Genomic DNA, 21,732 nt, shown 5'->3' on the forward strand with positions numbered 1-21,732 from the left:
CCGATCGTGCACCCACGGGCGCGAGGAGGTCATCGTCCTGGGGTATCGGGTCGGGGCGACCATGGTCGGAACGGCCGGTGGTCCGGCTCCGACCGCGGGTCGACGGGAGGATGAGGGCGCATGCCGTCATCGTGGCCGCCCGGGCACCGTGGTCGACATGGTGCGGACCACCAGGCCTGCCGGGGGTTATCCCCCGACGGGCCTCAGGCCCCTGCGCCCGGGCGGGTGGACGGGCCGAGCTCGTCGTCGACGTAGACCGGGCGGGCGACCCGCAGCCCGGCCAGCGCGAGGGGTATGCCGCTGGCCGCCAGGAGGACGAGGACCAGCTGCCAGCTGCCGGAGAAGGAGTGGATCAGTCCGACGACGAAGGGGCCGGCCGCGGCCAGGAGGTAGCCGAGGGGCTGGACGAAGCCGGAGAGACGCGCGGTGACCTGCGGGTGCCTGGTCCGGGCCGCGAGCAGCGCCACCACGGTGGGGAAGGCCCAGCCGGAGAGGCCGAGCAGCACCGCCCACAGCCACGGGACGGTGGTCGGCGCGAGCAGGAGACCGAGGTAGCCCAGGACGGCCAGGCCTCCGAAGGCGAGCATCCACCCCGCCAGCGAGCGGGACCGGTCGATGACGGTCGGCATCACCAGGCCACCGACGATGCCCAGGCCGGCCACCGAGGCGGTGAGCAGGCCGGCCACCGACGCGGAGAGCCCCGCGTCGCGGTAGATCTGCGGCAGCCAGCCGAACTGGACGTAGGCGTTCATCGACTGCACCCCGAAGAGCACCGTCAGCGCCACCGCCGTCGGCGAGCGGAGCAGCCGTCCGGTGGCACCACCCGCGTCCGCCAGCGCGACGCTGCCGCGCTCCCGGTGGGCGACCACCAGCCAGGCCAGGAGGGCCCCGACGGCCACCAGGCCCCACATCCCCAGCGCGGGCCGCCAGCCCGCCGCGGCCGCGGCGACCGGCGCGGCGAGCGCGGAGCCGGCCGCGCCGCCGACGGTCAGCCCGGTGCTGTAAATGGTCATCAGACCCACGCCGCCGGTGGCCTGCCGTTTGATCCACGCCGGGACGAGGACGTTGCCCACCGCCATGCCGCCGAGCGCGAGTGCCGACAGGGCGACGAAGAGGCCGCTGGAACCGGTGAGGGACCGCAGCACCAGTCCCAGCACGACCAGCCCCAGGCCGAGGCAGATGCTCCCGGTCAGCCCCAGCCGGCGGGACAGCGGCACCGCGAGCGCGCCGACGACGCCGAAGCACAGGCCGGGCAGTGCGGTGAGCACCCCGGCCACCGTGGGGGTGAGCCCGACCCCGGACTCCAGCTCGGCCAGCACCGGGCCGACCGAGGTGGCACCCGGCCGCAGGTTGACCGAGACCAGGGCCACCGCGACCAGCGCGAGCAGACCGAGGTGGGGGAGGGGCCGTCCGACGCCGCCGTGCGGGGCGCCGGCCGGTGGCTCAGCCACGCAAGGCGTCGATCACGCTGTTGAGGGTCTGGGACGGGCGCATCGCCGCGGACGCCAGCTCGTCCGCCGGCTGGTAGTAGCCACCCAGGTCGACCGGGCTGCCCTGGACGGCGAGCAGCTCCTCCGAGATCTGCTGCTCCTTCTCGCCCAGCTCGGCCGCGACCGGAGCGAAGCGGTCCGCCAGGCCGGCGTCGTCGGTCTGCTCGGCCAGCGCCTGCGCCCAGTAGAGCGCCAGGTAGAAGTGGCTGCCGCGGTTGTCGATCTCGCCCAGCTTGCGGGCCGGGGACCTGCCCTCGGTGAGCACCCGCCCGGTGGCGACGTCCAGCGCGTCGCCGAGGACGCGGGCCTGCTCGTTGCCGTCCCGCTGCGCCAGGTGCCGCAGCGACTCGGCCAGCGCCAGGAACTCACCCAGGCTGTCCCAGCGCAGGTAGTTCTCCTCCTGCAGCTGCTGGACGTGCTTGGGCGCCGACCCGCCGGCACCGGTCTCGAAGAGCCCGCCGCCGTTCATCAGCGGCACGACGGACAGCATCTTGGCGCTGGTGCCGACCTCGAGGATGGGGAAGAGGTCGGTGTTGTAGTCGCGCAGCACGTTGCCGGTGACCGAGATGGTGTTCTTCCCCTCGCGGATGCGCTGCACGGACAGGGTCGTCGCGTCGACGGGGGAGAGGATGCGCAGGTCCAGCCCGTCGGTGTCCTCCTCGGCGAGGTAGGCCCGCACCTTGCCGATGAGGTTCCGGTCGTGCGCCCGCTCCTCGTCCAGCCAGAAGACCGCGGGGTCGCCGGTGTCGCGGGCGCGGCTCACGGCCAGCTTCACCCAGTCGCGGATCGGCTCGTCCTTGGTCTGGCAGGCGCGCCAGATGTCCCCGGCCTCCACGGTGTGGCTCAGCAGCACCGTGCCGTCACCGCCGACGACCTCGACCCTCCCCGGGCCGGCGACCTCGAAGGTCTTGTCGTGGGAGCCGTACTCCTCGGCCTTCTTGGCCATCAGCCCGACGTTGGGCACCGAGCCCATGGTCGTCGGGTCGTAGGCACCATGGGCCTTGCAGTCGTCGATGACGGCCTGGTAGACGCCGGCGTAGGACGAGTCCGGGATGACCGCCAGGGTGTCCGCGGTCTCGTCGGAGGGTCCCCAGAGCTGACCGCCGTTGCGGATCATGGCCGGCATCGAGGCGTCGATGATGACATCGCTGGGGACGTGCAGGTTGGTGATGCCCTTGCGCGAGTTGACCATCGACAGGCGCGGCAGCTCGGCGAGCCGTGCCTCGATCGCCTGCTTCACCGCCGCGGCCTCGTCGCCGAGCGCGTCGAGCCCGGCGAGGATCCCGCCGAGTCCGTCGTTCGGCGACAGCCCGGCCGCGGCGAGCTGCTCGCCGTGCTGCGCGAACACGTCGGCGAAGAAGACCGTGACCGCGTGCCCGAAGACGATCGGGTCGGCGACCTTCATCATCGTGGCCTTGAGGTGCAGCGACCAGAGGACGTCGTCGGACGCGGCGGTGGTGACGGTCCCGGCGAGGAACTCCTCCAGCGCGGACGCCGACATGAAGGTCGCGTCGACCACCTCGCCGGCCAGCACGGGCACGGACTCCTTGAGCACGGTGGTGGTGCCGTCCTCCGCGACGTGCCGGATGCTCAGGGTGTCGTCCGCGTCGACGACGACGGAGTCCTCGTTGTGCCGGAAGTCGCCGGACTCCATCGTCGCGACCCGGGTCCGGGAGCCCTCGCTCCACTCACCCATCGAGTGCGGGTAGGCACGGGCATACGTCTTGACCGCCTCGGGTGCCCGGCGGTCGGAGTTGCCCTCGCGCAGCACCGGGTTGACGGCGGACCCCTTGACCTTGTCGTAGCGGGCGCGGGCGTCGCGCTCCTCGTCCGTCTCCGGGGACTCGGGGTAGTCCGGGATCGCGTAGCCCTGACCCTGCAGCTCGGCGATCGCCGCCTTGAGCTGCGGCACCGAGGCCGAGATGTTCGGGAGCTTGATGATGTTGGCCTCGGGGGTGGTGGCCATCTCCCCCAGCTCGCCCAGCGCGTCCCCGACCCGCTGCTCGTCGGTGAGCCGGTCCGGGAACTGCGCCAGGATCCGCCCGGCCAGCGAGATGTCCCGCGTCTCCACGTCGATCCCCGCCGCCCCGGCGAAGGCCTCGATGATCGGCTTGAGCGAGTACGTCGCCAGCAGCGGGGCCTCGTCGGTGCGGGTGTAGATGATCGTGGACATGCCTCTCCCTGGTCAGGTGCGGACGGGACGTTCGGTCCCCGAGTCTACGGGCGCCGCAGCAGTACCCTGGAGGCACTCTGCGCAGGACCTCCCGGAGGTGGTGGCGATGTCGGCACGACTGGAGCACCCCGTCGTCGTGGGTGTGGCAGGAGCGGGGGAGGACGACCAGGCGCTGGAGTGGGCGGGGCGGACGGCGGCGCGGACGGGCGCCTCCCTGGTCGTGGTGCACGCCAGCGAGCCCGAGGTGCTCGCCGCGCGGATGGCCGGTGGCGAGGCGGTCGCGGTCACCGCGGTGCTCGAGGCCGAGGACGCGCTCGTCGCCGAGCTGGACGAGCAGGTGAGGTCGATGGCGCAGCGGCTGAGCATCAGTGCGCGCACCGACGTCACGCGCGGGTCCCCGGTGGCTGCGCTGCTCGCGCACCAGGACGAGGCCGCGCTGCTGGTCGTCGGCACCGGGCGCAGGACCGCGGTCGAGGAGTTCCTGCTCGGCAGCACCTCGCTCGGCGTCGCCGCGCACGCCCGGCGTCCCGTCGCGGTCGTCAACGCGGGGGTGCACGTCGACGGGCTGGACCACGGGGTCGTCGGACTCGGCGTCGACGGCAGCGACGACAGCGCCCGGGCCGCCCGGGCAGCGCTCGCGCTGGCGCAGCTCACGGGCTCCTCGGTCACCGCCCTCACCAGCTGGTTCCTCGAGGTGGTGGACGGGTATGTCGTGACCGAGCCGGACAGCCCTGAGTGGGCGGCCGTCGAACGGCGCCACGCCGACACGATCGTGCGCGTCCTGCAGCCGGCGGTCGAGGCATACCCCGACGTGCCGGTGGACTGGGAGGTGCGGCGCGGACCGGTCGTGCCGACCCTGCTCGGGGCCGCCCGGGAGTGGGACGCGCTCGTCCTGGGCAGTCGCGGCCGGGGCGGCATCCGCGGACGGCTGCTGGGATCGGTGAGCCAGCGGCTGATGCGCAGCGCGCCCTGCCCCGTGATCGTGTCCCGGGCCGCGTGAGCCGCTACAGACCGCCGGTGGTGGCCTCGGCGGCCCGCTCGGCGATGGTCGCGCCGGCGCCCTCGTAGAGGTTGACCACGACGTCCGCGCCCCGGTGCTCGAGGTCGTCCACCTCGTCGTCGTACTGCGCCACCACCGCGATCACGCCGTCGTAGTCGCTCGCGGTCAGCTGCTCGAGGGCGACCTTGTTGGCCCCGTGGAAGGGCATCGCCAGCACCACGATCTCCACCTGGCGGGTGGACTCCAACCGCCCCCAGAAGTCGCCGTCGGCCGCGTCCGCCTCGACCACCCGCATCCCCTGCTGCCGCAGCCTGCTCACCCGGGTCGGGAGGTTCTCCACGCCGAGGACGTCCAGGCCGTAGACCTCGGAGAGCTCGGTGTAGGCGCTGCGGCCGATCCGCCCCATCCCCATGATGACCACGCGCGCGTCGCCGAAGGAGATGGGCAGCTCGTGCGGGTGGACGTCGGTCGGGGGATGCATCGGCATGACCGACCGCGCCCAGCGCAGGATGGCGTCGGACTTCTCGTTGATCAGCGTGGCGGCCACGAAGCTCGTCGCGACCGCGACCGACATGACCACCAGCCACTCCTCGTCCAGCATGGAGCTCGCCACCGCCACCGAGGTGACGATCAGCCCGAACTCGGAGTAGTTGCCGAGCAGCACCCCCGCCTTGACCGAGGTCCGTCGCCGCAGCTTCTGGCGGTCCAGGAGGAAGATGTAGAGCGCGATCTGGGCCGGCAGCAGGAGGAGCAGCAGCAGGCCGAGCACGGCCGACGACGTGGTCGGTATGCCGATGAAGCCGATCGACACGAAGAAGCCGATCAGCAGCAGGTCCTTGACCAGGAAGAGGGAGTGGGACAGGTCGCTGGCGGCCTGGTGCCCGGCCAGCATCATGCCGACGATGAGCGCACCCAGGTCCCCCTTCAGCCCCACCGCGTCGAAGGCGGCATACCCCGGCCCGAGGGCCATCGCCAGCCCGAACAACGCCTGCATCTCGCCGTGCGGGATGCGGTCCCACAGCCAGCGGCCCAACCACGCGACCGGCACCAGGGCGAGGACCACGGGGATCGCCCAGATGCTCGGGATGCGTCCACCGGAGAGGGTCATGAAGATCACCGCGGCCAGGTCCTGCATGACCAGGATCCCGATGGCCACCCGTCCGTAGAAGGACTGCAGCTCGGAGTGCTCCTCCAGCACCTTGACCACGAAGACGGTGGAGGAGAAGGACAGGGCGAAGCCGATCAGGGCCAGGGTCTGCAGGTCCAGCCCCCGCAGCAGCGGGTAGCCGAGCAGCCCGACCACCCACAGGAAGGAGGTGCCGACCGCCACGGACAGCGCCATGTGGCCCACCGTCGTCACCCACACCTCGCGGGACAGCAGGCTGCGGACGTTGAGCTTGAGGCCGATGCCGAACAGCAGCAGCGTAACCCCGAGGTCGGCGATGAAGTCCAGGTAGGGCAGCTCGTCGACGCCCAGCCAGTTCAGGGTGAACCCGGCGAGCAGGAAGCCCAGCAGGGCCGGCAGACGGAAGGTGGTGGCGAGCAGACCCGCGGCAAAGGTCGCGGCGATGAAGATCGCTGCGTCGCTCATGGCAGGCTCCTCGGACAGCGCGGCCGCACGTCTGGTGGGTCACATCCTCGCACGGCGACCGACGGACCAGCCGCCCCTGCGGAGGTGCGGCTCAGGCGGGGAGGGCCTCCGGGGCGGTGGCGAGGACGGCGAACCGGCGCAGCAGCCGCTCCCACGCCGGGTGCAGCAGGTCCTGCCGGGCGCGGAGGTCGTGCAGCGCGCGCAGCTCGGCCTCCGGCTCGGTTCCCTCGGTCCACCCGACGACGAGGTCCGCGTCCACCTCCGGGTGGAACTGCACACCCCACGCACGGGGGCCGAAGCGTGCCGCCTGCACGGTGCCGTCCGGGGCGTGCGCCAGTGGCTGTGCCGACGCCGGCAGCCGGGTGACGACGTCGCGGTTCCAGTGCAGCAGCTCGTCGGTGTCGGCCAGCACCTGGGTCAGCTCGTCCTCCCTGCCGGCCTCCGTGGGGGACCAGCGGAACAGGCCCCGGGTGCGACCCCCCGGGTGTGGTCCGACTTCGCCGCCGAGCGCGACGGTGGCGAGCTGATGGCCCAGGCAGATCCCGAGGAAGGGGCTGCCGGCGGACACGGTGGCCGCGATCAGCGCACGGGTGGGCAGCAGCCAGCGGTGCAGCGCGTCGTCGGTCGCGGCCATCGAGCCACCGAGCACCACCAGGCCCGCGTGCTCGGTGAGGGCCGCGGGCACGGCATACCCCTCGTGCGCCGGGAGCACGTCGCAGCCGATGCCGGCGCGCTCCAGCCACGGCAGCAGCAGTCCGGGCGGTGCCTTGTCCTCGTGCTGGAGCACGAGCACCCGTGGACTCATGCGGCCCAGGCTAGTCCCGCCGCGCCCGGATCAGCCTCCGGTGTCCGGCATGTCGCGCGCGGCGAAGCCCGCGCTGTCGACGTCCTCGTCCGGCTCCGGCCCGGCCCAGTAGGGCTCGTCCTCCACCGCCTCGACGCTGTGCATCGCCAGCTCGCCGGAGGCGATCTGCTCGGCGAAGTGGCAGGCGACGCGGTGGGACCCCGGAACCCCCTCGATCTGCACCTCGCGCAGCTCGGGCCGCTCGTCGTCGCACCGCGTCTCCTGCCGCCAGGGGCAGCGGGTGTGGAAGCGGCAGCCGGCGGGCGGGTTGGCGGGGGAGGGCAGGTCGCCCACCAGCAGGATCTGCTCGCGGGCGTCCTCGACGCCCGGGTCGGGCACCGGGACAGCGGAGAGCAGCGCCCGGGTGTAGGGGTGCAGCGGCTCGTCGTAGAGGTCCTGCCCGTCCGCCTCCTCGACCAACGACCCGAGGTACATCACACCGATCCGGTCGCTGATGTGCCGGACGACCGCCAAGTCGTGCGCGATGACCAGGTAGGTCAGCCCGAACTCGTCCTGCAGGTCTCCGAGCAGGTTGATGACCTGGGCCTGGACCGAGACGTCCAGCGCGCTGACCGGCTCGTCCGCGACGATGAGCTGCGGGTCCACCGACAGCGCGCGGGCGATGCCGACGCGCTGGCGCTGACCGCCGGAGAACTCGTGCGGATACTTCGACAGCGCCGCCTTGGGCAGCCCCACCGCGGTGAGCAGCTCGGAGAGCCGGTCCCGCGCGGCCTTGCCGTCCCGGGCCATGCCGTGCGCGCGCATCCCCTCCAGCAGCAGCTGCTCCACCGTCTGCCGGGGGTCGAGGCTGCCCAGCGGGTCCTGGAAGACCATCTGCATGTGCCGCCGGTGGGTGCGCAGCTTCTCACCCTTGAGGGTGGACAGGTCGACGCCGTCGAAGTGGACCTCACCGTCGGTGATGGGCTCGAGCTGAAGCACGGCGCGCCCGAAGGTGGACTTGCCGCACCCGGACTCGCCGACCAGCCCGTAGGTCTCGCCGCGCCGGATCTGCACGTCCATCCCGTCGACCGCGTAGACGTGGCCCACGGTGCGGTCGATGATGACGCCCTTCTTGATCGGGAAGTGCACCTTGAGCCCGCGGACGTCGACCAGCAGATCTTCCTCCGACCCGGGCTGCGGCTGGGTGCTCTCCCGGGTGGCGGTGCTCATGCCGGACCTCCCTCGGTGTCCTCCGGCTGGTGGGTCCGGATGTCGTCCAACGGGTTCTCCTCCAGCGGGTGGTGGCAGCGCAGCAGCCGGTCCGGGCCCAGGCCGTCCCGGTCCGGCTCCAGCTCGGGCGTCGTGCTGCGGCACGCCTCGACCTCGGAGGCGCACCGCGGGGCGAAGGCGCAGCCGCCCTCCCAGGGGATGTTGTCGGCGACCGAACCCGGCACGGGGTTGAGCCGACGGCCACGCTCCTCGGTGAGCCGGGGGATGGACGCCAGCAGGCCACCGGTGTAGGGGTGCCTGGGCCGGGAGAAGAGGTCGTGCCGCTCGGCACGCTCGACCACCTTGCCGCCGTAGAGCACGTTCACCTGGTCGCACAGACCCGCGACCACGCCGAGGTCGTGGGTGATCATGATGAGCGCGGTCCCCGACTCGGTCACCAGCTCGCGCAGCAGCGCGAGGATCTGCGCCTGGATGGTGACGTCGAGCGCCGTGGTCGGCTCGTCCGCGATGAGCAGCCGCGGCTCGCACGCCAGCGCCATCGCGATGAGGGCGCGCTGCCGCATCCCCCCGGAGAGCTGGTGCGGGTACTCCTTGAGCCGTCTGGTCGGGTCGGGGATCCCGACCTTGTTGAGCAGCTCGGTGGCCTTGCGGCTGGCCGGCCCCGACTTCATCCCCTTGTGCGCCTGCAGCACCTCGGCGACCTGCACACCCAGCGGCACGACCGGGTTCAACGAGGAGAGGGGGTCCTGGAAGATCATCGCCAGCTCGCTGCCGCGGCGCTCGCGCAGCTGCTCCTGGCTCAGCCGCAGCAGGTCCTGCCCGTCGAACATCACCTCGCCGGTGACGGTGTTGCCCCGCGCCGGCAGCAGGCCCATGATCGCCAGCGAGGTCACCGACTTGCCGCAGCCGGACTCACCGACGAGGCCGACGGTCTGTCCGGGACGGACGTCGAAGCTGACCTGGTCCACCGCGGCGAAGGCCCGGCGGCCCCGGCCGAAGGTCACGGAGAGGTCGCGGACGCTCAGGAGGGGCTCCCCGGAGCCGGATCCGGTCGTGGTCGAGGTCGTGGCGGTGCGGGTCATGGTCGGCCTCCTCAGCGCCGGGACTTCGGGTCGAGGGCCTCCCGCAACGACTCGCCCATCAGGGTGAAGCCGAGGGCGACCACGATGATGCACAGCGCCGGGTAGACCGCGACGTGCGGGTAGGAGTTGAAGAAGACCTGCGCCCGGCCCAGCATCTGCCCCCACTCCGGGACGGAGTCGTCCTGGCTCCCGAGCCCGAGGAAGGACAGGGCCGCCGCGTCGATGATGGAGACCGCGAGCACCAGGGTGCCCTGCACGATGACCGGTCCGAGCGAGTTCGGCAGCATGTGGCGGAACACGATGGCGGCCGGTCTCACCCCGAGGGCCCTGGCCGCGAGCACGTGGTCGCTGTGCCGTTGCGAGATCATCGACCCTCGCAGCAGCCGGGCGAAGATCGGGACCTGGATGATCGCGATGGCGGCGATGACGGTCCACTGGCTGGGGCGGGCGAAGAGGGCGGCGATCGAGAAGGCCATGAGCAGCGAGGGGATCGAGAGCATCACGTCCACGATCCGCATCACCAGGCTGTCCGCCCATCCGCCGATGCCACCGGCGATCGTGCCGAGCACCATGCCCCCGGCCAGGCCGCCGAGCGTGGCCATCACCCCGACGATGAGGGTCTGCCGGGAGCCGACGAGCAGCCGGGAGAGCGTGTCGCGGCCCGCGTTGTCGCCCCCGAGCGGGAAGCCCTCCTGCGCCGGGGGGATGGGTGTCGCTGGGCTGACCTGGCCGATGAGCAGCCGGGCCGCGGGGTCGTGCGGGGCCAGCCAGGGGGCGATGGCCGCGATGAGGACGAAGACCGTGACGATGCCCAGCCCGACGAGGAAGACCGGGTCGCGGCGCAGCCGGCGCCAGGCGCTCTGCCACAGGCTGACGCCCTCGGCGGAGGACAGGCTGCCGGCCTCGGCGAGGGAGTCGATGCGCTCCTTCTTCCGGTCGCCCAGCGCGGCCAGGGCGGATCGGCGTCGGCCGTGACCGGTGTCGTCACCGGTGGTGGTGGAGGAGGTGTCGTGCGTGTCGGTCACAGGATGCTCCTCGTCAGGTCCGCACGCGCGGGTCGATGATGGCGTAGGTCACGTCGACGATGAGGTTGACGATGATGTAGATGAGGGCCGCCATCATGATGAGCACCTGCAGGACGGGGTAGTCCCGGAGCTCGAAGCCCAGCGCCAGCGCCTGGCCGATGCCGGTGAAGGCGAAGACCTTCTCGGTGAGGACGGCTCCCGCGAGCAGCGCGCCGATCTGCAGGCCGATGATGGTGACCACCGGGATCAGCGCGTTGCGCATGATGTGCCGGACGCGGATGGTCTGCTGCCGCAGCCCCTTGGCGCGGGCGGTGCGCACGTAGTCCTCGTCCATGACGTCGATGACTGCGGCGCGGGTGATCCGGAAGATGATGGCGAAGGGGATAGAGCTCAGCGCGATCCCCGGCAGGATGAGGTGCTTGAAGGCGTCCCAGGCCGCGTCCCACTCCCGGGTGATCAACCCGTCGAGGACGTAGAAGTTCGTGATGTGGGTGGCGTTGATCGTGACGTCCTGCCGCCCGGAGGGAGGCAGCCAGCCCAGCTGGACCGCGAAGATGTACTTCAGCACGTAGGCCAGGAAGAAGACCGGGACGGCGACGCCGACCAGCGAGAAGACGATGCTCCCGGTGTCGAACACCCCGCCCCTGCGGCGGGCCGCGAGGTAGCCGAGCGGGATGGCGAAGGTGAGCGCCAGCACCATCGCGAAGATGCTCAGCTCGATGGTGGCGGGGAACCGCTGGGTGAAGACGTCCAGCGCGGGCTGACCGCGGTAGACGCCGTTCGAGATGCCGAAGTCCCCCTCGAGCGCCCGCTGCAGGAAGCGCCAGTACTGCACCGGCAGGGGCTGGTCGAGGCCGAGGGCCGCGCGCAGCGCCGCGGCGGACTCCGGGGTCCCGCGCTCGCCGAGCAGCGCGCTCACGACACCACCCGGGAGGGAGCGCAGCCAGGCGAAGAGCAGCACGCTCAGCACGAAGAGGGCGAGCACCGCCTGCAGCATCCGGCGGACGATGAATCTGAGCACGGTGGCTGCTCCGCATCTGTGCGTGCCGCCCGGCGGGCGGCGGGGGTCTCAGGGACAGGGGGTGGTCGCGGTCCGCGACGAGACTAGACGCGTGGCGGGCCGAACCCCAAGGGCCCGACCCGCCACGCGTGTCATCGCGAGATCTCCTGGATCACTCGCTCAGGGTGATGGTGGAGAAGTCCTCCGCCGTCAGCGGGCTGGGCTCCAGCCCCTGGACGTTCGGACCGACCACGATCGCGGGCGGGCTGTGCGAGAGCGGGAGCCCCGGCAGCCAGTCCTCGCTCATGATGTTGGCGTTGAGCTCCATGTAGAGCTCCTCGCGCGTCGCCTCGTCCGCCTCGGCGTCGGCGGCCTGGAGCTGCTCCTGCAGCTCGCCGTTCCAGTCGTAGGCACCGGTGCCGAACTGGTTGTCGTCACCGCAGAAGAAGGCGCACAGGAAGTTGTCCGCCGAGTTGAGGTCGCCGGTCCAGCCCAGGAAGTAGGCCGGTGCGCGCGAGCTCGTCGTGTCGTCGATGTAGCCACCGTTCCACGGCTTGGTGATCGGCTCGACGGTGATGCCGGCCGCCTCCCAGTCGGTGCGGATCGCGTCGAAGACGCGCTGCGGGTCCGGCATGTACGGCCGGGTGACCTCGGAGGGGTACCACAGCTCGATGGTCAGGTCGGACACGCCGGCCTCCTCGAGCAGCTCCTGCGCACGCTCGACGTCGTACTCGTAGGGCGCGATGTCACCGTTCCAGCCGCTGACCGTGTCCGGCATGAACTGCGTGGCGACCGACGCGCCCTCCGGGAGCTGGCTCGCGACGAACTGCTCGCGGTTGATCGCGTGGTAGAGCGCCTGACGCACCAACGGGTCCTCGAGCTGCTCGTCCGCGACCGGGTTCAGCGCCAGGTAGAGCACGTTGAACGGGTCCCGGATGAGCACCTGCTGACCGGCGTCCTCGAGGGCCTGCCAGTCGACCGGGTTGGGCAGGTCGTAGCCGTTGATGGTGCCGGCCTCCAGCTCCTGGCGGCGGGCGTTCTCGTCCGGGATGATGTTGAAGACGAGGTTCGCGACCCCGGCGGGCTCACCCCAGAAGTCCTCGTTGCGGGCCAGCGTCACGGTGCCGCCGGCGTTGTCGTAGGACTCGAAGGTGAAGGGTCCGGTGCCGGTCGGGTGCTCCTGCGCATACTCCGGGAAGACCAGCGCGTCGCCCTCGGCCGCGATGCCGTTGGCGTCGTACTCCTCCATCGCGGCCGGCGAGGAGATGGCGTACGACGACTGCGAGAGCACCATCGGGAACTTGCCTGTCACCCGGCTGACGACCACCGTGGCGGTGAGGTCGTCGGTCGCCTCGCAGGACTCGTAGAGGCTGTCGTCGCCGAAGCCGAAGTCGTTGCCGTAGTAGTAGGCCGCCGCGGGGAGCTGACCGGTCTCGTTCTGATCGGCCCAGCGCTCGAAGTTGGCGCAGACCGCCTCGGCGTTGAACTCCGTGCCGTCGTGGAAGGTCACGCCCTCCTGCAGCTCGAAGGTCCAGGTGAGACCGTCCTCGCTCTCCCAGGAGGTGGCGAGCTCGGGGACACTCTCGGTGCCGCCGGGCTCGATGCCGATGAGGTTCTGGTAGATCTGGCGGGTCACCCGGAAGGTCTCGCCGTCGCTGGCGTAGAACGGGTCGAACGTCGCCGGGGCGCCTGCTGCGCCGAAGACGAAGGTCGCGTCGGAGCTCTCGCCGCCGCCGGCCTCCTCCGACGCTCCGGAGCCCTGGTCGTCGCCCTCCGAGCCCGAGTCGCGCTCGGACTCGGCACACGAGCTCAGGACGAGGGCCAGAGCTGCACTGGTCGCGGCGATCGCGACCCTGCGGTTCTTCATCGTGCCTCCTACGTCATCGATGTCCGGGCGCGGGTTTGCCCGGTCTAACCGGTGAGAACACCACACCCGGGGCCGGTTGCCAAGGGTGGCGGGCGCTTCGTGACGGGACCGTGACCTGCCCCTACGGCAACCTGTGGCTGCCAGAATGCCGGGATGCCTGTGATCGCAGCAGTGGCCCTGTGCGACGACCTGGACCGGCCGACGACGGTGCTGGCCGGTCGCCGCAGCGCGCCACCGGCTCTGGCCGGTGGCTGGGAGTTCCCGGGTGGCAAGGTCGAGCCGTGCGAGCGCGCCGTCGACGCGGCCGTGCGGGAGGCGCAGGAGGAGCTGGGGGTGAGCGTCCGCCTGGGGGCCAGGATCGGGGGCGACTGGCCGCTGACGCCGCCGTGGGTGATGCAGCTGTGGTGGGCGGTGGTCGAGCCGGGCCAGCCCGACCCCGCGCCGCTGGAGGACCACGACCTGCTCCGCTGGCTGGTCCGGGAGGAGCTGGAGCAGGTGGCCTGGCTGGAGCACGACCTGCCGATCGTCCGCCACCTCGCGCCGCTGCTGCACGGCTGAGGACAGGGCTGCGGGCCGGTCCGGCGCCGGACACATGGTGCCGTGAGGTCGCGCCGGGGGTGAGACACTGGCGCCATGCCCCACGGTGACCCTTCCTCCGGCGTGCCCGCCGCCCTCCGCGCTGACATCCGCAACGTCGCCATCGTGGCGCACGTCGACCACGGCAAGACCACCCTCGTCGACGCCATGCTGACCCAGGGCGGAGCCTTCGCCGACCACCGGGGCGAGTCCTCCGACCTGGAGCGGGTGATGGACTCCGGTGACCTGGAGCGGGAGAAGGGCATCACCATCCTGGCCAAGAACACTGCGATCCGCTACACCGGGGCGGCAGCTCCCGAGGGCGGGATGACGATCAACATCATCGACACCCCGGGTCACGCAGACTTCGGCGGGGAGGTCGAGCGTGGGCTCTCCATGGTCGACGGGGTGGTCCTGCTGGTCGACGCGTCGGAGGGGCCGCTGCCGCAGACGCGGTTCGTGCTCCGCAAGGCGCTCGCCGCCCACCTGCCCGTCGTCCTGTGCATCAACAAGGTGGACCGTCCGGACAGCCGGATCAGCGAGGTGGTGGACGAGGTCTACGCCCTGTTCATGGACCTGCTCGACGAGCACGACCCGGCCCAGGTGGAGGCCGCCCTCGACTTCCCGGTGGTGTATGCCTCGGCGAAGGCCGGGCGGGCGAGCCTCGAGGCACCAGGCGACGGCGAGCTCCCCGAGAGCACGGACCTGGAGCCGCTGTTCGCGACGATCCTGGAGACCGTGCCGGCGCCGACCTACACGCCGGGGGCGCCGCTGCAGGCGCACGTGACCAACCTGGACTCCAGCCCTTTCCTGGGGCGGCTGGCGCTGTGCCGCGTGCACGAGGGTGAGATCCGCAAGGGCCAGCAGGCCGCCTGGTGCCGGCGCGACGGCTCGGTCACCCAGGTCAAGATCACCGAGCTGCTGCTGACCGAGGCGCTGGAGCGCCAGCCGGCCGACCAGGCCGGCCCGGGAGACATCATCGCGATCGCCGGCATACCGGACATCACGATCGGGGAGACGCTCGCCGACCCCACCGACCCGGTGCCGCTGCCGCTCATCACCGTGGACGAGCCGGCCATCTCGATGACCATCGGGACCAACACCAGCCCGCTGGCCGGGCGGGTCAAGGGGGCCAAGGTCACCGCCCGTCTGGTGAAGGACCGGCTGGACAAGGAGCTGGTCGGCAACGTCTCGCTGCGGGTGCTGCCGACCGAGCGCCCCGACTCCTGGGAGGTGCAGGGCCGAGGTGAGCTGGCGCTGGCGATCCTGGTGGAGCAGATGCGCCGGGAGGGCTACGAGCTGACCGTCGGGAAGCCACAGGTGGTGACCCGTGAGGTCGACGGCGCCCTGCACGAGCCGGTGGAGCGGCTCACGATCGACACCCCGGAGGAGCACCTCGGCACCATCACCCAGCTGATGGCCGCACGCAAGGGGCGGATGGAGCAGATGACCAACCACGGCACCGGGTGGATCCGGATGGAGTACGTCGTGCCCTCGCGCGGGTTGATCGGCTTCCGCACCGAGTTCCTCACCGAGACGCGGGGCACCGGCATCGCGCACCACGTCTTCGACGGGTATGCCCCGTGGTTCGGCGAGATCCGCACCCGTCAGTCCGGGTCCCTGGTGTCCGACCGGTCCGGGGTGGCGACCAGCTACGCGATGTTCAACCTGCAGGAGCGGGGCACGATGTTCCTGGAGCCGACCACCGAGGTCTACGAGGGCATGATCGTCGGGGAGAACTCCCGGGCCGACGACATGGACGTCAACATCACCAAGGAGCGCAAGCTGACCAACGTCCGGTCGGCCGGTGCCGACGTGCTGGAGCGGCTGATCCCCCCGCGGGTGCTGTCGCTGGAGCAGTCCCTGGAGTTCTGCCGGGAGGACGAGTGCGTGGAGGTGACCCCGGAGGCGGTCCGCGTGCGCAAGGTCATCCTGGACGCGAACCAGCGGGCCAAGGCCGCCCGGTCCCGGGGCTGAGCCGTGCCGCCGCTCCCGGACCTGCGGGCGGGCCTGTCCGCCGCACCGGACCGGCCGCTGCGTCTGGTCGCGGTGCACGCCCACCCCGACGACGAGACCCTCGCCACGGGGCTGACCCTGGCGCACCACGTCGAGGCCGGTGACGAGGTGCACGTCATCACCTGCACCCTGGGCGAGGAGGGTGAGGTGATCACCCCGGCGCTGTCGCACCTGGAGGGCAGCGAGGAGCTCGCGGACCACCGCAGGGGCGAGCTGGAGCGGGCCATGGCACGGCTCGCGGTGCGGCACCACTACCTCGGCGGGCCGCGACCTCGGTGGCGGGACAGCGGCATGGCCGGATCGGCAGCGGCCTCGCACCCCCGGGCCTTCGCCGGTGCCGACCTGGAGGACGCGGCAGCCCTGCTCGCCCGGCAGCTCGAGGAGCTCGCGCCGGACGTCGTGCTCACCTACGACCCGTGGGGTGGCTACGGCCACCCCGACCACGTGCAGACGCACCGCGTCACCGCCCGGGCGGTGGAGCTGCTGGCCGCACGCCCCCGGCTGTTCGTCTCTCTCGTCCCGCGCAGCTGGGCGCGGCAGGACCGGGCGTGGCTCGCCGAGCACGTGCCGGCAGGCACCCGCAGCCCGGCCGGAGGCGTCGCGCAGGTGCCCGGGCCCGAGGACCCCTTCCCGCCGGGCGTCGTCGACGACGACGCGATCACGCACGTCGTCGTGGACGGGGCAGCCCTGCCGCGCCAGCGCGCGGCCCTGGCCGAGCACCAGACCCAGGTGACCCTGCACGACGGGTGGTACACCCTGTCCAACGACATCGCGGCGCGGTTGCCCGGCCGCGAGGCCTACGCCGCCTGGCCGGAGGCCCGTGACCTGCTCGTGAGCCTCCAGGGGGTGCCTGCACCGTGAGCCCCACCGAGGCCGACGCCCCGGAGCCGGTGGACCCGGCGGTCTACCGGCTGGCGATGGGCCGGTTCGCCAACGGGGTGGCCGTCGTCAGCGCGCGGCTGCGCGGTCACGACGTCGCGCTCACCGTGGACTCCCTGACCAGCGTCTCGCTCGACCCGCTGCTCCTCCTCGTCAGCCTGCATCCCGAGGCGCGGGTCCTCGAGGCGCTGGAGGACGGGTCCGACTTCGGTGTCAGCGTGCTCACCTCCACCCAGCGCGGCGTCGCCGAGTGGCTCGGGGAGGTGGGGCGTCCCCTGCACGACCAGCTCGGGCGGGTGTCGCACCACCGCGGCGAGGTCACCGGGACGGCCCTGGTGGACGACGCGCTGGCGGCCTTCGAGTGCCGGACCGTGGACATCCGGGAGGCGGGCGACCACCACCTGGTGCTGGGCGAGGTCGTCGGCCTCGAGGCGCGCCCCACCGACAACCGTGCCCTGGTGCACTACCGTGGACGGCTCGGGGAGCTGCGCTAGGCCAGGGCCGCCCGGTGCCTCCCGGACCACCGTGACGACGAGGAGAGCTGATGGCTGACGCCAGCGATCGACCGGCCACCCTGCGGGAGGAGGGCGACGGCCGCGGCTGGTGGGCCGTCGTCGGTCGGTTGGCCGCGGCGCTGCTCGTGCTCGGGCTCATCTACGTCGGCGCGGCGTTCTACTTCAAGGACCGCCCGCCGTCCGGGGTCAGCGTCGCGGGGGTGGACATCGGCTCGCTCACCGACCAGGAGGCCCGGGCCGAGCTGGGACGCGAGTTCGAGGACCGGACGACCGAGCCGATCGTCGTGGAGCTCGTGCCCGAGGGTGATGGCGGTGCCGGGAGCGAGGCCGAGCCGGTCGAGGTCGAGCTCGTGCCCGAGGACGCCGGCCTCTCGCTCGACCTGGACCGGACGCTCCGGGGCGTGACCGGACTGTCCTTCAACCCGGCCCGCATGTGGGACCACGTGGCGGGGGCGGACGAGGACCTGCCGCTCTACGGCGCCGTGGACCCTGCGGCCCTCGAGGCGACGCTGAGCCGGCTGGCGGAGGACTACGACACCACCCCTGTCGAGGGGGAGGTCAGCCTGAGCGAGGACGGCGTGCAGGTGGTGGATGCGCAGGACGGTCGCACCCTCGAGGTCGGGGCCAGCGCGGACGCGGTCTCCGAGGCGTGGACCGAGCAGGTGTGGGACGACCGGTCGGCGACGGAGGGGGAGCGTCGCGTCGCGGGCGTCGCGAGCGGGCAGCGGCCGCAGCTCACGGCGGAGGAGGTCGAGCGCTTCACCGAGGAGGTCGTGACCCCGGCGCTCGACGCGCCGGTGGTGGTCCAGGCCGGTCGGGGCCGGGGAGAGGGCAGGGAGCGCGCGGAGGCCCAGCTGGCGCGACGCGACCTGCTGCAGCTGCTGCGGGTCGAGCAGGAGGACGGCTCGCTCTCGCTGGGGGTCAGGGAGAAGGCGACGCTGGCCCGCATCCGCCAGGACCTCGGACGGCTGGAGCGGGGCCCGCGCGACGCCACCGTCCGGCTCGAGGGCTCGTCGGTGCAGGTCGTCGGCGCCCAGGTGGGGTATGCCCTGAGGGAGGACGGTCTGGTCGACGCCGTCCGGGCGGCACTGCCGGAGCGGGGGGACGGGCGCACCGTCGAGGCGGAGGTGGAGACGATCGAGCCGCAGATCCCGACTTCGGTGTCGGAGAACTGGAGCTTCACCCAGATGGCCTCCTTCTCCTCCCAGTTCCCGACCGGGGAGAGCAACGCGGCGCGCACCGCGAACCTGCGCGCAGGTGTCACCAACGTCAACGGGACCGTGGTCATGCCGGGGGAGCAGTTCAGCCTCGGTGCCGCGCTGGGTGCCATCGAGGAGGCGAACGGGTATGTCGAGGCACCGGTCATCGTGGACGGCCGGCTCGTCATGGGCCTGGGTGGCGGCCTGTCGCAGATCTCGACCGTGGTCTTCAACGTGAGCTGGTTCGCCGGTGTGCAGCTCGATGCCCACACGACGCACTCGTTCTACATCTCCCGGTATCCCGCGGGCCGGGAGGCGACGCTGGCCGTCCCCGTCATCGACAACCTGTGGACCAACGACACGAGCACCCCGATCGTGGTGCAGAGCTGGATCAGCGGAGACGAGATCCAGATGGTCTTCCTCGGTGACCGGCAGTACGCCGTGGAGACGATCGACGGGCCGCGGCGGAACACCACGACCGGGGAGCGGCGTGAGGACGACCGCGCCGACTGCGTGCCGCAGTCCCCGGCGGACGGCTTCACCATCCGGAACATCCGGATCCTGCGGCAGGGTGGCGAGGAGGTCGGCCGGGACGACTTCACCACCACCTACGACGCCGCCGACGAGATCATCTGCACGAACCCGCGCGCCGGCTCCTGAGCGCGCTGCGCCAGGGGGCCGCAGCAGCCCCACGGGTCCGGGACCGCCCCGGACGCCGTAGTCTGTCGCCCATGACGTACGTGATCGCCCAGCCGTGTGTGGACCTGAAGGACAAGGCCTGCATCGAGGAGTGCCCGGTCGACTGCATCTACGAGGGAGAGCGCTCGCTCTACATCCACCCCGACGAGTGCGTCGACTGCGGAGCCTGCGAGCCGGTCTGCCCGGTCGAAGCGATCTACTACGAGGACGACGTCCCGGAGGAGTGGGCGGACTACTACAAGGCCAACGTCGAGTTCTTCGACGACCTGGGCAGCCCCGGCGGCGCAGCCAAGATGGGTGTCATCGCCAAGGACCACCCCATCGTCGCGGGCCTGCCTCCGCAGTCCCACGACGAGTAGCCCCCAGCCGACCTCGACCCCGCGCACGGCCCACCACGACCAGGAGGACCTGATGACCGACACGCCCACCAGCCCGACCCCGGCCAGTCTCACCCACGGCGGCCAGGAGCTGTCACTGCCCGTGGTGCCGGCCGTCGAGGGCAACAACGGCCTCGACATCAGCGCCCTGCTGAAGACCACCGGAGACGTCACGCTCGACGTGGGCTTCGTCAACACCGCCTCCTGCCAGTCCGAGATCACCTACATCGACGGTGGCGAGGGCATCCTGCGCTACCGCGGCTACCCGATCGACCAGCTCGCGGAGCAGTCGACCTTCCTGGAGACCAGCTACCTGCTCATCTACGGGCACCTGCCGACCGCGTCCGAGCTGGAGGAGTTCGACCAGCGGCTGCGTCGCCACACCCTGCTCGTCGAGGACATGAAGAACTTCTTCGACGGCTTCCCCCGGGACGCGCACCCCATGTCGGTGCTCTCCTCCGGGGTGTCCGCGATGGGCACCTTCTACCAGGACAGCCTCGACCCGCACGACCCCGAGGCCGTCGAGATCTCCACGATCCGGTTGATGGCCAAGCTGCCCACGATCGCGGCCTACGCCTTCCGCAAGAGCCGGGGCCAGTCGATCCTCTACCCGAACAACGACTACAACCTGGTCGAGAACTTCCTGTGGATGACCTTCGGCCAGCCCACCGAGCAGTACGAGATGGACCCGGTGGTGGCCCGGGCCCTGGACCAGCTGTTCATCCTGCACGCCGACCACGAGCAGAACTGCTCCACCTCGACCGTGCGGCTGGTCGGGTCGTCCGAGGCCAACCTGTTCAACGCCATCTCGGCCGGCATCCACGCGCTGTCCGGGCCGCTGCACGGAGGGGCCAACAGCGCGGTGCTCGCCATGCTGGAGCAGATCAAGGCCGACGGTGGCGACGTGGGCGAGTTCGTCCGGAAGGTCAAGGACAAGGAGGACGGGGTCAAGCTCATGGGCTTCGGCCACCGCGTCTACAAGAACTACGACCCCCGCGCCGCCATCGTCAAGGACACGGCCCACGAGATGCTCGCGAAGGCCGGGGACAACCCGTTGCTGGAGCTCGCCAGCGAGCTGGAGCAGAAGGCCCTGGAGGACGACTACTTCGTGGAGCGCAAGCTCTACCCGAACGTCGACTTCTACACCGGGCTGATCTACGAGTCCATGGGCTTCCCGACGGACATGTTCACGGTGCTCTTCGCGATCGGTCGGCTCCCGGGCTGGATCGCGCAGTACCGCGAGATGATCGCCGACCCGGCGACCAAGATCGGCCGTCCGCGTCAGGTCTACATCGGGGAGGGCGAGCGCTCCTACGCCCCGATGGACCAGCGGGGCTGATCGGCCTCAGCCCACCTCGATGACGACGGCGGTCGAGGACCCGGCCGCGGGCTGCTCGTCGTCCGACCACTGCCCGGACCCGCGGTCCCAGGTGCGCCCCGCGACGCTGACCGCGCTCACGTCCTCGGCCTCGGCATGGGCGACCGCCCAGGTGGCCGCCGCCCAGGCCCTGGACCCCTCACCAGGGTCGAGCCGGACCAGCTGCTCCTCGACCTGAGCCTGCATGCCCAGCTGGGCCAGGGCCTTGTCCGACACCGCCTGGGCCGACCCCGCGCCGGCCGGGTCGCCCAGCCGGCAGGTCAGGTCGCTCCCTCCGCCCTCCTGCCCGGTGAGGATCGAGGCCAGCACCCGGCCCTCCCACTCGTGGTCGGCGTAGGCGTCGGGGTAGGCGCTGCGCTGCACCTCCTGGGCCACCTCCGTGACGACCCCCTGGTCCCAGCCCTCGACCTCGATGAGCACGTCGTAGAAGGCGTTGCTCGCATACACCGGGTCGGTGATCTGCTCCACCGTGCCCCAGCCCTGGCTGGGCCGCTGCTGGAACAGGCCCTGGCTGTCGGCGTCGCCGTAGCGCAGGTTGCGCAGCTTGCTCTCCTGGATCGCGGTGGCCAGCCCGATGGTGGCCGCCCGTGGGGGAAGGCCGCGCTGCACCGACACAGCTGCGATGGTGGCGGCGTTGGCGGACTGCTCGGGGGTGAGGGACACCTCCCTGCCGGCGGCGGCGAAGGTGCAGCGGGCGGGAGCCAGCTCGGACGACACCCACCGGGCGCCCAGCACCGCGGCGCAGGCCGTCAGCCCGATCACGAGGACCGGGGCGACGGCGCGGGAGGCACGGGAGGGGGGCACCGGACCAGTCTAGGGAGGCTGTGGGCGCCCGACCCACTGGCGTAGGG

At 71.7% G+C, this 21,732-nt stretch carries 18 protein-coding genes; 8 read left to right on the top strand and 10 right to left on the bottom strand.

The window, feature by feature from the left end; genetic code table 11:
* Positions 1-203: 203 nt before the first annotated feature.
* Both FXF60_RS11450 and FXF60_RS11455 read right to left on the bottom strand, forming a co-directional pair.
* A complete protein-coding gene (locus FXF60_RS11450) occupies positions 204-1,451 on the bottom strand; it encodes an MFS transporter (protein WP_151526100.1) in 1,248 nt (415 codons plus the stop codon).
* A complete protein-coding gene (locus tag FXF60_RS11455) occupies positions 1,444-3,663 on the bottom strand; it encodes an NADP-dependent isocitrate dehydrogenase (protein WP_151526101.1) in 2,220 nt (739 codons plus the stop codon). Before FXF60_RS11455 ends, FXF60_RS11450 begins: the two co-directional genes overlap by 8 nt.
* A gap of 106 nt (positions 3,664-3,769) precedes the next feature.
* On the opposite strand from FXF60_RS11455, the gene FXF60_RS11460 reads away from it, so the two are divergent.
* Positions 3,770-4,663, top strand: a complete 894-nt coding sequence (locus tag FXF60_RS11460) for a universal stress protein (RefSeq protein WP_192796710.1) — start codon at positions 3,770-3,772, stop codon at positions 4,661-4,663.
* A gap of 4 nt (positions 4,664-4,667) precedes the next feature.
* Here FXF60_RS11460 and FXF60_RS11465 read toward each other — a convergent pair whose 3' ends face one another.
* The 7 genes from FXF60_RS11465 to FXF60_RS11495 all read right to left on the bottom strand — a co-directional run bounded on the left by FXF60_RS11465 (position 4,668) and on the right by FXF60_RS11495 (position 13,242).
* Positions 4,668-6,254: a cation:proton antiporter family protein gene (locus FXF60_RS11465; RefSeq protein ID WP_151526103.1), complete on the bottom strand. Its 1,587-nt coding sequence runs from the start codon at positions 6,252-6,254 to the stop codon at positions 4,668-4,670.
* A gap of 91 nt (positions 6,255-6,345) precedes the next feature.
* Positions 6,346-7,059, bottom strand: coding sequence for a type 1 glutamine amidotransferase (locus FXF60_RS11470; protein ID WP_151526104.1), 714 nt, complete (start codon positions 7,057-7,059; stop codon positions 6,346-6,348).
* A 30-nt stretch (positions 7,060-7,089) separates the two neighbouring features.
* Positions 7,090-8,268, bottom strand: a complete 1,179-nt coding sequence (locus tag FXF60_RS11475) for an ABC transporter ATP-binding protein (RefSeq protein WP_151526105.1) — start codon at positions 8,266-8,268, stop codon at positions 7,090-7,092.
* On the bottom strand, positions 8,265-9,350 hold the full coding sequence (locus tag FXF60_RS11480) for an ABC transporter ATP-binding protein (protein WP_151526106.1): 1,086 nt from the start codon (positions 9,348-9,350) through the stop codon (positions 8,265-8,267). Before FXF60_RS11480 ends, FXF60_RS11475 begins: the two co-directional genes overlap by 4 nt.
* Before the next feature lie 11 nt (positions 9,351-9,361).
* A complete protein-coding gene (locus FXF60_RS11485; protein WP_437440865.1) occupies positions 9,362-10,270 on the bottom strand; it encodes an ABC transporter permease in 909 nt (302 codons plus the stop codon).
* Positions 10,271-10,388: 118 nt separating this feature from the next.
* The gene (locus FXF60_RS11490; RefSeq protein WP_151526107.1) at positions 10,389-11,396 is read right to left on the bottom strand and encodes an ABC transporter permease; all 1,008 of its coding nucleotides are present in this window, start codon (positions 11,394-11,396) and stop codon (positions 10,389-10,391) included.
* 151 nt (positions 11,397-11,547) lie between these two features.
* Complete coding sequence (locus tag FXF60_RS11495) at positions 11,548-13,242, bottom strand: ABC transporter substrate-binding protein (protein ID WP_151526108.1); 1,695 nt, start codon at positions 13,240-13,242, stop codon at positions 11,548-11,550.
* 153 nt (positions 13,243-13,395) lie between these two features.
* Here FXF60_RS11495 and FXF60_RS11500 point away from each other — a divergent pair, with 153 nt between their 5' ends.
* From FXF60_RS11500 to FXF60_RS11530, 7 genes are all read left to right on the top strand, one after another.
* Positions 13,396-13,800: an NUDIX domain-containing protein gene (locus FXF60_RS11500; protein WP_151526109.1), complete on the top strand. Its 405-nt coding sequence runs from the start codon at positions 13,396-13,398 to the stop codon at positions 13,798-13,800.
* A gap of 75 nt (positions 13,801-13,875) precedes the next feature.
* The gene (gene typA, locus FXF60_RS11505) at positions 13,876-15,795 is read left to right on the top strand and encodes a translational GTPase TypA (RefSeq protein ID WP_151526110.1); all 1,920 of its coding nucleotides are present in this window, start codon (positions 13,876-13,878) and stop codon (positions 15,793-15,795) included.
* A 3-nt stretch (positions 15,796-15,798) separates the two neighbouring features.
* Complete coding sequence (gene mshB / locus FXF60_RS11510) at positions 15,799-16,695, top strand: N-acetyl-1-D-myo-inositol-2-amino-2-deoxy-alpha-D-glucopyranoside deacetylase (protein WP_151526111.1); 897 nt, start codon at positions 15,799-15,801, stop codon at positions 16,693-16,695.
* Entirely contained in the window at positions 16,692-17,207 is a 516-nt protein-coding gene (locus FXF60_RS11515; RefSeq protein ID WP_238335825.1) for a flavin reductase family protein, read from the top strand. Before mshB ends, FXF60_RS11515 begins: the two co-directional genes overlap by 4 nt.
* A gap of 50 nt (positions 17,208-17,257) precedes the next feature.
* Positions 17,258-19,087, top strand: a complete 1,830-nt coding sequence (locus FXF60_RS11520; protein WP_151526112.1) for a VanW family protein — start codon at positions 17,258-17,260, stop codon at positions 19,085-19,087.
* 71 nt (positions 19,088-19,158) lie between these two features.
* A complete protein-coding gene (fdxA, locus tag FXF60_RS11525; protein ID WP_151526113.1) occupies positions 19,159-19,485 on the top strand; it encodes a ferredoxin in 327 nt (108 codons plus the stop codon).
* Positions 19,486-19,537: 52 nt separating this feature from the next.
* Positions 19,538-20,842, top strand: coding sequence for a citrate synthase (locus FXF60_RS11530; RefSeq protein ID WP_151526114.1), 1,305 nt, complete (start codon positions 19,538-19,540; stop codon positions 20,840-20,842).
* 6 nt (positions 20,843-20,848) lie between these two features.
* Here the strand turns inward: FXF60_RS11530 and FXF60_RS11535 are convergent, their stop codons facing one another.
* Positions 20,849-21,685 (bottom strand): hypothetical protein, encoded by an 837-nt coding sequence (locus FXF60_RS11535; protein WP_151526115.1) that lies wholly within the window; start codon positions 21,683-21,685, stop codon positions 20,849-20,851.
* Positions 21,686-21,732: the final 47 nt, after the last annotated feature.

It is taken from the genome of Serinicoccus kebangsaanensis, assembly GCF_008919445.1.
Taxonomy (GTDB): Bacteria; Actinomycetota; Actinomycetes; order Actinomycetales; family Dermatophilaceae; genus Ornithinicoccus; species Ornithinicoccus kebangsaanensis.

What these genes read in the sequence shown, in the direction of transcription:
- FXF60_RS11455 (WP_151526101.1), bottom strand. Translation starts at nt 3,663, where the DNA reads ATGTCCACGATCATCTACACCCGCACCGACGAGGCCCCGCTGCTGGCG.
- FXF60_RS11460 (WP_192796710.1), top strand. Translation starts at nt 3,770, where the DNA reads ATGTCGGCACGACTGGAGCACCCCGTCGTCGTGGGTGTGGCAGGAGCG.
- FXF60_RS11465 (WP_151526103.1), bottom strand. Translation starts at nt 6,254, where the DNA reads ATGAGCGACGCAGCGATCTTCATCGCCGCGACCTTTGCCGCGGGTCTG.
- FXF60_RS11470 (WP_151526104.1), bottom strand. Translation starts at nt 7,059, where the DNA reads ATGAGTCCACGGGTGCTCGTGCTCCAGCACGAGGACAAGGCACCGCCC.
- FXF60_RS11475 (WP_151526105.1), bottom strand. Translation starts at nt 8,268, where the DNA reads ATGAGCACCGCCACCCGGGAGAGCACCCAGCCGCAGCCCGGGTCGGAG.
- FXF60_RS11480 (WP_151526106.1), bottom strand. Translation starts at nt 9,350, where the DNA reads ATGACCCGCACCGCCACGACCTCGACCACGACCGGATCCGGCTCCGGG.
- FXF60_RS11495 (WP_151526108.1), bottom strand. Translation starts at nt 13,242, where the DNA reads ATGAAGAACCGCAGGGTCGCGATCGCCGCGACCAGTGCAGCTCTGGCC.
- FXF60_RS11500 (WP_151526109.1), top strand. Translation starts at nt 13,396, where the DNA reads ATGCCTGTGATCGCAGCAGTGGCCCTGTGCGACGACCTGGACCGGCCG.
- typA (WP_151526110.1), top strand. Translation starts at nt 13,876, where the DNA reads ATGCCCCACGGTGACCCTTCCTCCGGCGTGCCCGCCGCCCTCCGCGCT.
- FXF60_RS11520 (WP_151526112.1), top strand. Translation starts at nt 17,258, where the DNA reads ATGGCTGACGCCAGCGATCGACCGGCCACCCTGCGGGAGGAGGGCGAC.
- fdxA (WP_151526113.1), top strand. Translation starts at nt 19,159, where the DNA reads ATGACGTACGTGATCGCCCAGCCGTGTGTGGACCTGAAGGACAAGGCC.
- FXF60_RS11530 (WP_151526114.1), top strand. Translation starts at nt 19,538, where the DNA reads ATGACCGACACGCCCACCAGCCCGACCCCGGCCAGTCTCACCCACGGC.